The organism is Litchfieldella anticariensis FP35 = DSM 16096, assembly GCF_000409775.1.
GTDB classification, from domain to species: domain Bacteria; phylum Pseudomonadota; class Gammaproteobacteria; order Pseudomonadales; family Halomonadaceae; genus Litchfieldella; species Litchfieldella anticariensis.
This window is the reverse complement of the sequence record NZ_KE332393.1, coordinates 295140-309330: the sequence shown is the minus strand read 5'-3', so window position 1 is coordinate 309330 and position 14191 is coordinate 295140. Positions and strand designations below refer to the sequence as shown.

Here is a 14191-nt window from a genome sequence, read left to right as displayed (position 1 = left end):
GGTGGCGTCTCTTCCCGGTACCAGGGCAGTAGCCCCCAATCAGCGCCCTCTGCAAGCAGCCACTGCTCATACGACAGTCTTCATAACGATTGGCGATGATTCTTTATTGATATGGATCTATGACTACTTGCCATAACGCCAAGTTCCCAGCGGTCTTCCATGAACAGAACGCAACAGAATACGTTCCATCATGTATCTGCAATACAAGTAACATTAACGCTCAATAATTTACATTTCCTAATCGATTTTATCGGATTCTTATCCTACTCTGAAACCTTTCATATGGATGGCTCTTTGCTGAGCAGAATGGGTTTCCCAGCATAAATAATGCCGAATAGGCCCTATGAAGAATGTTTCATCGGCACAAGGTACTGAATGACGAAGGCGCCACCCTGGCGACATAGACGTACCAGGGGGCGTTAAGGAAGGTATCAGACCGTTGGGGAAGCCTGCTTCGAGCTGTGGGGTGGGGCTAATTGTGCAGCGAGTTGCTGCGCCTCACGACCAGCTCGTTTTCGTGCATCCGTGTCGATCTCGCTGCCAAAGAGGGTCTTTTCCACGACCACGGATGAGACATCCGTCACCCCAACGAATGTCAGCCAAGATTCGAAGTACGGTTTTTGAAAGTCGAACTCTTGCGCTGGCGTGAATGAGTCAGCCATGTAACTCAAACCTCTGGCATATACGACAACTGCCTTCTTGTTCTTCAGCAGTCCGCCGAATCCCTCTTCGGCATCGAACGAGAAGAGAATGTCTTTTTGCGAGACAAGATCGATGAAGTGCTTGAGTTTGTAGGGAATACCGAAATTCCAGAGAGGGATGGAGAAGACGAGGATATCGGCTTCGTGCAGGTGGGCAGCCAGGGAACGCAGCTCTTTCCACGCTCCCTGCTGTGCTTCGGTCAGGGGTGTGCCACTGAGTCCAGCGTATTTTGCCGCCATGGCATCCTCACCGAACTCGGGTAGATCCATTTGCCAGAGGTCCAAGCTTTCCACCTCCGTTGCTGGGGATTGTTGACGATAATGAGAGATGAATGTCTGAGCGACCTCCAGTGAAGCAGAGCGCTGTTTCCGGGGGGAAGACTCGATATGCAGTATCTTGGCCATGGCTATATATGCTCCAGTATTCAGCAAAATCATTGCAGCACATGGCCTGTAAAAAAATAAATGGCATTACATGATGTTTTTTATCATGAATCGAAATATATAAACTTGACAAGCCACCCTAAATAATCTCGACGAGAATGGCTTTGCATGTTTCAATAATTCAATGGTCATTGCTGATCCAATTAACAGCATGGCGCGCCAACTAGTTGTTTTATTTGAAAATAATTATAAATCAAAACCACCAAGACCCGCAGGGAGAATGAGCGATGCATTATAAACGACAATAGTACTCATCACGGAGCGATATGAATGCTTGATCTACTACTGCTCAGAAGCTTTGTCACGGTGATAGACGAAGGCAGTTTCACGCGCGCTGCCAGTCGTCTTCATTTGACCCAGCCGGCAATCAGTGGACATCTGCGTCGCCTGGAAGCGCAAGTTGGCAAGCCATTACTGCAGCGTACCACCCGCTCGGTCGAGGTGACCCCGGATGGGGAGTGCCTGATCGGTTATGCCCGAGCCATACTCGCGCTGAACCGGGATGCCATGACGCAACTCTCTCGCTCCACCTTCCAAGGCAACATACGTATCGGTGTCGCCGAAGATTTCTCGCATCCGCGCCTGCTGCGCACATTGCAGGACTTCATGCAGGACAATCCGAACATCGAGATCGGAGTGCGAGTCGGTATTCCCGGCGACATGATCACCGCGATGAAAAGAGGATATGTGGACCTCGTGCTGGGCGCTCAGTGCGGTGCCCGTGAGCCAGGGCGACTGCTATGGCGCGAGCCACTGGTATGGGCCTGGGCAAGCCAGGCAGCAATTCGCTTACCCTCACCGCTCCCCTTGGCGCTGTTCCCCGAGCCGTGCCCTTACCGTGAGGTCGCGCTTGCCAAACTGGCACAGTCAGGTATCGCCCAGCGTACTGCCATGCTGTGCATGAGCGGAGCCAGCTTGCGTGCAGCTGCGACGACCGGTTTCGCCATTGCCCCCATGCCTGTCAGCCAACTCACACCGGGGCTGATGGCCTTGACGCAAGAGCATGGCCTGCCCCAATTGCCGGATGCGGAGTTCATGCTCATTACCAGCCCCACCGGGGACCAGGCAGTGCTGACCGCATTAGCGGACAGCATTGTCGAGAGTTTGACTTCTCACCCAGTCGCCGAACCGGCTTGAGAACGGTTTTTGTATACAAGCGCCCAGGTTAATTCCTGTGCATGATAAATACTCGGGCGCTTCTCTCAATTGCAGAAGTCATCACACTCAATCATTTATCAAGAAACGTGACTTATTCTTGGGGCAGGCACATTTTAAACTGAAGCGATTGCTCGCTTCGCCGTGACAGCCCATTACTGGACAGCCAGTCAATAAACAACAGCGCCGTGTTGCATAGTTGAGGACAGGAGGCCTCTTCGATGAGACCCATACCACTCCGCCCTTTTCGTTTGCCGACTTCGTCACAGGATGACTTGCCTACTAACGCCTTCAGCATGGCACTCGAGCTGGCGCAGAGAATCACGACGGCCAGGCAATCACAAGCACCTGGAAATGGCACCTCCAGCGGAGCGACGATCCACAAGATCCAGTCCGGGAACACGACTGTCGACGTCGGTGGAGATTACGGCTACACGTTGCCAAATCTGGAGTTGATGGTTCCGGTACTGCATGACAATTCGGATGTCGAAGTAGAAGACGACACACTAAAGATCCGCGATGAAGCCCTGTTCCAGGCCGTGAAGACAGCCGTCGAGCCGTGGGACGATTATCTCGAGTCCGATGAAGGAGTACGGCAACTTCAAGCGGGGGCGGAGGGAGACGGCGCTGTCGAGGATATTGCCGAGAACATTGCCGATGATGTCGGCGAGGACATTGCTGAAGATGTCATCGAGGATGTCACCCAGGGCCAGAGTCTCGACGAGGTGGCCGAATCTCGTGGGATGTCCCGCGGCCAACTGATCGCCCAGTTGGAAGCGGCAGGATTTGATGTCACGACAATCAAACCCTCAAGCGATAACGGTGATGTCGAAGGAGTGGAGATCCGCCAGACGCCAGCCGACGAGGGTGCTGAGTCTGGCAAGTTGATCGTCGGCTCCTATGACGACCATCACCATGACGCGCGCACCATCCGCTATACCGACGCCGATGGCAATAAGATCCGCCGAGTCGAATATGCCGATGGCGAGATCAGCGAATCCGTTACCGATACTGAAGGAACCGAGACCACTACCGTCACGAAACCCGACGGCACAGTTGTGGAGACAGTCATCGAGCCCAACGGGCGTCAAACCAAGACAACCACGGAGCCGCCGGAGGACGGCAAGCTCATTACCCACGACGTCAAGCCGGGCGAGTCCCTGAGCGAGATAGCCGGCCAATACGAAGGCGTGGAGGGATGGCAGGATCTCGAGCCGGACAACCGCAACTTCTTCAGCGGCCGTGACCCGAACCTTATCCGTCCAGGTGAAGAAATCACCATTGGGGGCGGACGTAGCACGGTAGAAGTCACCAACAACGGCTATACGTTGACGACTAAGCCGGATGGCGAGATGACGCTAACCGACGATGCCGGTGACGTGGAATTGCAGATCGAGACAGGAACGCCTGGGGAAGGACTCGTTCAGACCCTTCTGGCACTCGATCTCGACGACAGCAACCCGCAACAGGAGCGCGAAGCCGAGGTTGTCAAGACAGCAATTGAAGCATACTTGGCTAGAGAGCATCAGGCCACCGCAGCGCAAACGGCTCAAGATAGTCAGGAAGCCAAGCGTGCTGCTATGGAGGAATACGGCCAAGGGCGGCCGGCGACACCGTCGATAGAAAAAGACGAACAGGGAAATGAAGTCGTCAATCTCTATGGCAACCCACCTCCCGGTAAAGCGCCGTCGGGTGGCAGCTGGGTGCTGATGAATGGTACCTGGATGGATCCCAAGGTGGCAGAGGCCACTATAGCGGAAAATATTGCACTCATTGAGCTGGCCGAAGCACAGACCAATGCCGAGCAGAACGAAGCGACATTAGACATCTATGCGCTGAATTCCGACTACGGACAGTCAATAGATAATGCCAAGAGAACACTTAATGAAGCGCTGCTGCCTTATGGCCTAAGTTGGGTAAAGCCCAACCCCCAGGAAACGCTTGCCGATACGAGAAACCGCCGAGACAATGCCAATACGCGCCTGGAATCACTTGGTGATATCAAGGACGAGTATGAGCAAGTTCAAGACCTGCTCGAAGACGCCGAGCAGTTGAAGCTTCCAGAGCAAAAGCTTCCTCGGCCTCCGCTAGCCGCTGGGCACCATCCCTTCAGCTTTACCAGAGATGACTTGGAAGGAGATCTGGAAGACGCACAAGACGGGGCGGCACATTCCGAGGTCATGGCGCTTTTTTCCAACATTACCGTGCATATGACCCGAGGCAATAAGAAATTCGCTGATTATCGACTTGATATTCTGAGACAGGAGAAGAGCAATACCGAGCCCGAATCCGACAGATATAAAAAGCTTGAAAAGGAAATAGCAGAGACTGAAACCTATCGGGATAGTGCTGCCGAAGGGTTAGAACTGGCAGAAGCACACTCCGAGTTTCTCACAGCAGGGGCCAAGGCCAGGAAGTACGATGCTCAGGCCATAGACCTAAAGCAGAGAATATTTGAGCAATATGTCAGTGAGAACCTGGATTTTATTAAGTTCGACGACCCAGAGTACGACGAGTACCGCCGAGGTGGGGGAGATCCCTTAGGTAAGCTTGTAAAAGTCGAAGTAGTCGAAAGAGAAGAGGAAGGCCATCAACTCTGGCTGGTGATGACCTTCGAACATGGGACGGATGAGCGACAACTTACCTTCGATCCTGATGTTGGGGGTGTCGATATCGATGTCGGTGAAGAGCGTATCAACGATCCTCTCAACCAGGCGTGGCAAGAACTCTTGGCCGGCGAGAAGAACTCGTGCAATAACCACGAACTAGGGGCAAGTGACAATAGTTGGATTGGGGCCAGTGAAAACGAGCTGAGCGCAGGAGAACGATTCCATCGTATCCTGGCTGAACAGGCGACGACTAAGGAAGACCTTATCACCGAGGTCGATAATCTGGAGGAAAAGTTAGCCGATCTACTGCAACCGGCTGATTCAAGTCAACCTAAGATGCTGGATAAGGCCTTCCCCGAGAACATAAAACCGGTTGAGATCACCATTGAGGGTCAAGATGTTCAAGTGGCTCCGGAAGTGGCAGCCAACTATGAACAGTATGGTATGGACGCGCTCATCAACAGTGATCTACCGGTCAGAATCCAGGTGGAGAATGATGACAAGGAGCCAGAATGGCGGTGGGTGGATCCAGAGGTCGTCTCTACTCAAGCTGCGCTGGATACCGCACGAGATCACTTCGATGAGCGGCTCGATAAGGCCGAAAATTTCCGAAACACTGTTGAGGCAGCCGCTGATAAGTTTGAGTTTTATCAGACACAACCACTTAAGCTCATGGAGGACTCTGAGTCGACACAGCATTCTGCAGACTTGGATAACACCTACCTTGATGAGCATCGCGATCAAGCTCTGGATGCCTACGAATTACAGTTTCAAGCGTTTTTCGATAAAGGCTACAATGGCAAGTTCCGCTCAGTGACGGAACATCAACTGGAAGCCGTTGTCACTCAGGAATTCGGCATCAATTCCTCCCCAAGGAGTGTGATACAAGAAGTACAACGCCTTGGTGGTGACACTCCTGATATCTCGGTGGTGAAATTTTTCTATCTCGACCCACACCTTGGCGAGCAGCAGCACTCACTGATCGCAGTCAAGGACAGTGCAGAAAAGACTTACTACGTCGATGCCATGGGCATGAAGTTCTCAAGCCTCGATGATTTCCAAGACAATAACAGGCAATTTAGCGAAAACGGCCGGCTGGTGGTCCCTCGAAATCTGGAGATGAAGCCGGACGAGAATGGTAGGATTCCTCTCGATGTCGTCAAGGCACGTAATGTCTCGATAACCGAAAAAGTCACCGATCGCGCCGTCATGGCTGCCACAACGGTAGCCACTGCCACTTCATTTTTCGTTCCCGGTGCCGCCCCGATCGCCGTCCTCGGTAGTGCCTACCTGATTGGCCGAAGCGGCTATCAGTTGGATAACTACATGGCACATGGTGGTGAGCGAGAAGATAGTGAGTCACAGGATCACATACTGGGGATGATTACCAATACTCTTCCCATGGTAAGCAATGCTGCACGCACAATAGGTATGTACCGGGCATATAGAGCCGCCGAAGTGCCCATGTCCATGGGAACAGCGTTACGTGCGAGTATGGGCGGCGTACGCACGAAGAGTGCCACGTTCAACCTTGGCTTTCGTCGTTTCGATTTCGAAGCATCCCCTCACGCAGGAAATATCAATACCTATTACACGTCGAGTTCATTGTCGAACCTTTTCGCACGTGAAACCGATAAGTGGGCAATTGGCGTTGGCACCCTGCTGATGGCCCGTGAGCTCGACAGATTAGTGGCGCATGGGTATCAAATGTCGAGCGTCGACTTATGGAATGCGTGGTCCGGCCTGGGAATAGGATTTGCGGGGACTTTCCTCGGAATTCGTGGTCATTGGATGACAAGGCCTAATCAGTTATCGAGCCAAAACGGCCCCCATTCGGGTCCACGAACTGACAATGAGACCCAAGGCAGCCCGAACGACCCAACCGGTAATGGCCCGAATGAGGGTCCTGATGCAGGTATGGTCGTTTATGAAGTGGGGGCCGATGGAGTGTATCGGCCCACCGACGAAAGGGCCTACCATGATCCAAGCAAGCCTGTCATTCGCCATGAAGACATCCCGGATAGCGATGTGTCGCAGGCGGCTCGCACCACACAGGACATAGCCGCGCAACCTGCACGCGATCACCAAGAACTTGAAATTTATCACCCCTCCCATCCTACTCGATCTCAATCGTCTTCACCTGAGATAAGCGAAAGTGCAGCAATCAGTCACAATGGATCATCCCCGCGGCACTCATATAGAACCATTCAAGTCGGTGGTGAACCAGTCGAAGTCAAGTTCCTGTCGGGACAGCCTCCCAAGGGTGATGAAAATGTGTATGTATTACAGGAAGGTGGTCCGCGAGTCAGTGCAGAAGAGTTGGTAGCAACAGGCAAGACTCATATCATCAAGTTTAATCCGAATACCCAAGCATGGGAAGGCGTGCCATTGGTGCTCGGGGCATCGGAGGATCATGTAGTCAATGAGTACAGTAAGAAAACACTTCAACAAGAAAACTCCAAAATAGCAATATCATCGCAAGGTGTTACCCGTCGTAGCGAGTCATCTCCACTGGGTTTTCAGCCGCTTCAACGTGTTACACGTGAGAAAGTTGAAATTGGAACACGAGACCAGTTACTTAGTTCGGGGCTGCCTGTCATCGAGGATCCAGCAGGAATTTTGTACCTTCCACAAACAGGCAAGCCTGTCCCAGGGCCTGACGTAGCTATAAAAAATCAATCAAAGACTGCAACCACTCATCCTTTCCGCGAGCCTATAGCAAGCTCTCCTGAGCAGAAGGGAGCATTCCACACTGCCTATCCCCTGAAAAAAAGTGACTATCCGTTAAAAGAGTGGATGGCCATCTATACACCAGAAAATGGCCTTTTCTATACGGAGGCGCGTCAGACTGATACCCAATGGGTTTACCGGCCTAACCATGAAAGACGGGCTGCAACAAATGCGGTCATGATCCGTCCTGATATTCACGTCATCAGTGCACTTGGAACCCGCGACACCTTGTTTGACTTACAAGGCAATGCCATCACGACCATTAGTGACCTGCGACGCCGCCCTCTTACCCCGCAGCGTCTGGCCAATCGGTTAAGCGAGAATTTCGGCCTAGATGAAAAAGCCTACACACCTGGTCAACCTGTTGCTCTTCTGGCTGAGTATACTGGTGCCGAAGGCAGGAAATCCTTCGCACAGCAGCTGGCTAATGAATTGCACGCCCCTGTCTATGGTTTACAAGGCAGCTTTGAGAAACGTCAGTGGCTGTTGTTCTTTCCAGACAGATTGTCGCAACCTGTGCTCCAACCTGACTTCGAAACTCCCCACATTTCTTCTCAAGGCGAGCAAGCCGTACGAATCAAGTGGAATCTACTCGAAAAGAGAAACTCAGCAGAGTTGGAGGTATTGTCGCATGACGATCCTGTGAAGATTGATACCTTTCTTGCCCCACAAGATAGCTTTGTCATTAACGCGCATGCGCAAGAATTGTTCCAAAGAGGGCCAGAAAATATTGCAACATTAGCTCGTGAGACTGGATACAACGGGGATAGTGTAGCTGTTCTTCTAACTCTTTCTCCAACTGAAGAAACACGTCAGTTCGCTCGAGATCTGGCTGAGAAACTATCAGGGCCCGTACTGGTCATGACCGATAAAGCCTGGAGACCGGGCGGCCATGCAATAGACAAGAATACTGTCAGCGTTTCTCGAGTCGAAGGGGCAGCCAATAGAAGAATAGAGCTTGACGCGAAGGGGCGGATTGGTTTTCTTGATACACAAGAAAACCAAAAGTCCATGCTATGGCTTAACTTCGGTCCTCTTGAACGGTCATACAAATACTTCGAAAGAAAACAGGGGCAAATGGATGACGTTCGCCTGAATATCTTTGAAGTCCCCAAGTCAACCTTAGAGGAAATCAGGAGAAATTCCGTTCGTCAGTCACAAGCCAATGAAGAGGGTAATACTGACAAGCCTGTTCTTGGGGATTGGCATGAATCGCCTGATCAGTTCGGACTGCGTTGGGAGCAGGCTAAACATCTAGAATCACTCATTATCCCCGAATCCGTAAAGATAGTAACATCTTCTCACGAGAATAGCGGGAAAGAATATTTAGCTTCGCGTCCTCACCCTAAACTGGATGAGTTTGGCCGCGAGATCATTATTAAATCTCCGACACATGCCAGCTCTCCAGAAACTTGGAACAGTTCTTCCCAAGTGGCAACATTCATCCCTGGAGGTGTCGATCCTGATTTGTTAAATGGTATCGCCATGGAGGCTTGGAAGGCTCCAACAACAATTGAGGGTTGGCGAAAAGTTCCTGGCCTCAATCCGAAATTACATGAGCCAGAAGCTCATCCAGGTATCAAGAAGGCTGGTGTCGTCATTGTCGAGCCCGATGGACGTATCTGGATCATTGAGTCGACCAACCACTTTGCTGGTTCACGCACGTTTCCGAAGGGAACGGTTGATGAAGGACTTTCCTTACAAGCGACTGCTATCAAGGAGGCATACGAAGAAACAGGGCTTCATGTTGAGTTGCTTCACCACTTAATAGATGACAAGCCAAAGGAAAGCAAAACTACGACAAGATACTATGTTGCACGGCGCCTTGCTGGCACCCCCTCAGAAATGGGTTGGGAATCCCAAGGTATTTATCTGGTGCCACATGAGCAAATGATGGGTACGCTAGGTACAAGACGAGATCGACGTATCTTCTCTGTACTATCGCGAAGCGGGCATGATTTGAGTTCTTATCCCCTAAAAAATGAAGGGTTAAATCAGGGGAAAGACGAAGGGCTGGATGTCCTAGACTTGGGAGCAAATCAGCCCGCCGCTTCTGAGTTCGATACTATTCGCCTGAGCGATGAGACGGGGAAGTTCATCGAGGCTAGAGTCCTTGGACATCCACCTGAGAGCGCGGAAAATATCTATATACGACCGGCAATCGGCCCCCATCCACGTGGTGATGAAAGTGGCGTGAAGCATAAGACTCATATTCTCCATCAAGGCCCGGATAATGAAGCTTTTGTCATGCCTTGGATACGTGGAGCATCCGAGCCTTCGCGACCAAAACGACCACAAAGTGACGATAGCCTCCCCTCTCCTACTGAAGCATTGAGAGGGCGAGATAGCGCTGATGGTTCCGTGGCTTCGAAGTTCATTTATCGTTTGGATTCAAGAAATCCCGAAACTGTTTTTCAAGAAGGATTCTTGCCAAGGTTTGGAGCTTGGACTAACAAATACAGTGATTTGAAAGAAGCTGTAACTGCGCACCTTTGGGCTGAAGACTCAGTTTTTGTCTCAACTTCTAGAGAGTTGCAGATTGCAAAAGGTGCGGGGGAGGAAAATGAATGGATTTATGTGATTGTTGACCCCGAGACAGGAATTGTCGTAGACAAGCTCTTGGGTTCTCACGACTGGGAGGGGGCATCAGAGGTCGTTTACGATGCCATTCCCAGTGAGTACATTGTTGGTGCTCGGCAGCTTGGTGAAAACAAGAAGCTTCGGCCAAGAAACAAGCAAGACGGTGTAATCTCCGAGCCAACTTGGGCAAATGTATTTACTGATGGGTTTGTCAGAAATCCGAATTTTGATCCTTCATTATGGCCCAACAGTCGGATTGATTCTGAACGCAGGACCACACTTCATGATCAGGGACCTACAGCTGATAGAGTTGTAAGGCATACAGATGATCTGGGAGCTATCAGCCCGTTTGGATCGGACGCAACATCCGGAAGGCCAGCTGTAAACAAATCGAGCCCTGACTATCGTCCCGAGGCCCTCAGAGCAAGGTTACCTAGGGCGATAGAAGAAGCCTTCTCTCCCACGCCTGATCATGATGAACCGACAGTGATCTTTCGTGGTGATACGCGTACACCTGAAGACATTTTCTCCAATGGTTTTAATGAGGAAGGACAACCTTTCCCTAGTGGAGTGATATCGACGTCATTGTCGGCAAGAGAAGCGAAGGGATTCGCAAAAGGAGAAGACGAGGAAGGAAACCTTGATGGTACTGGTGGATGGCTATACACCATCATCGAAGATGTATCTGATGGGGATATAGTGTATTCATTGCCTGTACAAGGAAGGTTTCCTTCTGACCGAGATCATTATGAGGTCCCGTTTCCGAGTGAAGTTCCTCCAGAAAACATTCTTGCTGCTCGGCAGGTGGATTTCGATGGTCGGTTGTTCGGCCCGGTCGTTTACAATCCCAATTTCAAGGACCCTTCCAGACTTCCTGACGAGGTTGGTCGGGATGGAGGGGATGGAAGCCCTCGCTCTCTATCGGCAGCTTATCACCCTGCCAGCGATTCCAATGCTCGCTCGAATGAACCAGCTGCTACTGCGTTCACGCGGCCATCACTACCTGAGCCAACGCCATCCTTTCAACTCCCTCATATCATTGCGGATGTCGCACCACCTCAGCCTGCTAGAGTCACCTTGTCAGCAGAATATACCCCCTTGCCGCCAATAAAGTATTTCATTGATGGCAATGAGATATCGCTTGATCACTCAGATTCAACAGTTCCATTGGTTCATGTTACTCAATACGTTGCGCCAGCGACCACGGCAAGGAAGGCAGCGGCCAGCGAGCAGCCGAACCAACCGGGTAGAGATACCCCTCCACCGACGACACAGGTCTCCCTGAAGAGCCCCACCACGACGGAAGATGTCGGGAGAAACTATGGTGGAATACGGAGACGTCTTCACGAGACTTGGAATCGTACTCGAAGAGGAGACGATCTAGAGAGAAGCTGGTCACCTGGACAATACGCCCGAGAGATGATGGATAAGTCGCCGACATTGCGCCGCCTCTATGAAGAGGCAGTTCACCAGCATGGCGTCAATATTAGATTAGGCCCAGAAGGGGACGGGACGTACTACACCCCCTATTATAGCGAGATTCTCATCGACCGGGCTTTGGCGACGCAGTCAGACGTCTTGTTAATCTCGCTGGCCCATGAGTTGTCGCATGCCGTTTCGCACCAGCGAGGCAGTGTTAGTTCTGCGCGACCAGGTACGCTCTTAACGGCAACTCCCGGTCGCTTGCTGCCGGTGCTACGTCTTCAGGACGGGAATGGGGTTGTACGCGGACGCGAAGATATGCACAGCGAGGCAGTCGAGACCACCGTTGCTGCTCATTTGCAAGATGAAGGAGCTGCAGTGCTCACCGCGCTACAGGTGCGTGACGAGTGGCTTCGTGCTGGTGAAACTCTCGCTGACGACGTAACCGATCCCACAGTGACATGGGATACGCACGTATCTCGGATTTATAAAGACTATCGCGATGGAAGATTGAGTTGGCAGGAGGCAACGGTAAATCTTGGTAAGATCATAGAGGATTTGCCCACCTCTGATAAGGAATCAGTCTCCTATGGCTACGATTATAGACAACAAGAGCATGATTATTATGATGCTAAAGAGGCGGAGAGGTGGCAAGCAGGAGTCTCTTCGAGCCCACAATCAGGAAGTCGGCCTGGTGGGCCTTCCACATTTATGGCGGCCCGATCCCCAGGAGCACAGCCGACCGGTCCAGAAAGAGGCTCGGCCTCCCCGACACCACAAGCCAAGGTAGTACACACGTCCGCGCCGCCGGAAGGACAACCACGCCTCTATCGCATAGATGATTTGGATGCGCTACGCCAGGCCGTGAGCAGCGGCGAAATACCTGTTGGAAATTACCTCCACGTCATACGTACCCAACGGACCACAGACACTTTCACCTTAAATGACGGCAAAGTTCCATATAGTGGGCGTATCCAGGACGATGGGCAGATCCGCTGGCCGGCCGGACGAACCGGACATGTCGATGACATCTCGGTTACCACGCCGAATACCGAGGGTCGACAAGTCGTCCAAGTCCGGAGCGAAGGCGCTGATGGACAACGCACGCACTATGTCAGGTCCAATGATGACGTCTATATCGTAGTGACCGAGCTGTCGGCTAAACAGGTAAGAGAGCGGTTACGCAGCGGGTCTGGACTATCCTTTGCCGAGTACAGCGGTATGGGCGCCTGGAATGTTCCAGGCGCGTTACCGGTAACTCAACAAGTGAGCGTGTTTACGCCGAAACCATTCAAACCGCTTGATAGCACGTTGCCGCAATCCCAGAAGAACGTCTTGGGGAATCCGAAAACCGGAAACGTGACCTCCCTGCCTCCGAAGCGTGACGGAAGCCAGAATGCTATTCGCGCTGTGTTGATGGGGGTGGGGGGCATTGGAGCTTATTTCTCGTTGGCGGCTCCGCCTCATATTTCCATGCCACTGAACGCACTGGCCACGGCTGTACGCGGTGCCAGCTTAGGGATAAGGTCTCTCGCACCCGATGAAACCGCTGTGGACACGGTCCGGGGGCGTGTCCATCGTGGAATTGAGTTCGTGACGTTGGCGATAAACAATCCCAATTCCGCAAGCCAGTTAACGGAGATGGGAAATATCGTAGATACTTCCTCCAGTGCACTTTTTGTGGGAGGAAACACACTTTATTTATATAAAACTTACAGGGAATCCGTCACAGGGCAGCCTTTCATGCCGTGGGCAGATGACTTCGCGCTTCCTATGTTTGGCATCGGTAGCGGCTTGTACACTGCGTCGAGCGGTGTCGACCTGTTGAACAATGGAGGGTTAATGGCGGCAGGTCATACAACTGCCGGTACCTTGTTTACGGCTGGATCGACTCTTCTGTGGTTCAGGGATTCCCATATTGGGAAGAAGGTTAGACCGTTCAAGAGCAGTGAACCAGCGCAATCGAGTGAGTCGTCTCCCAAGAAACGGGATATCATTACTTTCACCACTTTCGGACCTGGGCTGATTGGCGGTGGCCTGCTGGCAGCTTCGTCGTTGTTCGATGACGAGGAGGAAAAACCTTCCGACGACACCACTCCAACGCCACCAAATACAGATGAGCCGCTACCTGGTAAGCCCGATGACTCGAATCGGGACGAACCGACACCACCGGAAAATGAAGAGCCACAACCGGATTCCCCCGATGACGCTGTCGAAGATGGCGAAACCGACGATGACGGGCGCTTCAATCCCGGCCTGAAAGATTCAGCGGATTATGAGGAGATCATCGTGCAACCGGGACAGACAATGGGAGGCATCGTATTACGACATGGCCATGATATCGCCGAAGTCGTGGAGCTGAACATGGGCCATATCCCCAACCCCAGCGTCCTTTATCCTGGAGATCGGATCTATTTACCACGGTAACCCTGATGCCGCTACACAAAGGATAACGTTGACGATTCTTTTGTGAACGAAATTTTACTTTTTCTTTCATCCTTACGACTAAATTAGAAGGGTCGTCTTCGCGTCTCGTACGCCAAGAATCAG

At 51.9% G+C, this 14191-nt stretch carries 3 protein-coding genes; 2 read left to right on the top strand and 1 reads right to left on the bottom strand.

Annotated elements, in window-relative coordinates; translation table 11 throughout:
- Positions 1–431: 431 nt before the first annotated feature.
- Positions 432–1106, bottom strand: coding sequence for an FMN-dependent NADH-azoreductase (locus tag L861_RS19750; RefSeq protein ID WP_016418422.1), 675 nt, complete (start codon positions 1104–1106; stop codon positions 432–434).
- A 309-nt stretch (positions 1107–1415) separates the two neighbouring features.
- Between L861_RS19750 and L861_RS19745 the strand changes: the two genes are divergently transcribed.
- Both L861_RS19745 and L861_RS19740 read left to right on the top strand, forming a co-directional pair.
- Entirely contained in the window at positions 1416–2282 is an 867-nt protein-coding gene (locus L861_RS19745) for a LysR family transcriptional regulator (RefSeq protein ID WP_016418421.1), read from the top strand.
- Positions 2283–2596: 314 nt separating this feature from the next.
- Entirely contained in the window at positions 2597–14068 is an 11472-nt protein-coding gene (locus L861_RS19740) for a scabin-related ADP-ribosyltransferase (protein WP_161629049.1), read from the top strand.
- Positions 14069–14191 lie beyond the last annotated feature (123 nt).

Coding starts and splice junctions, on each gene's coding strand:
- L861_RS19750 (WP_016418422.1), bottom strand. CDS start 1,106: ATGGCCAAGATACTGCATATCGAGTCTTCCCCCCGGAAACAGCGCTCT.
- L861_RS19745 (WP_016418421.1), top strand. CDS start 1,416: ATGCTTGATCTACTACTGCTCAGAAGCTTTGTCACGGTGATAGACGAA.
- L861_RS19740 (WP_161629049.1), top strand. CDS start 2,597: ATGGCACTCGAGCTGGCGCAGAGAATCACGACGGCCAGGCAATCACAA.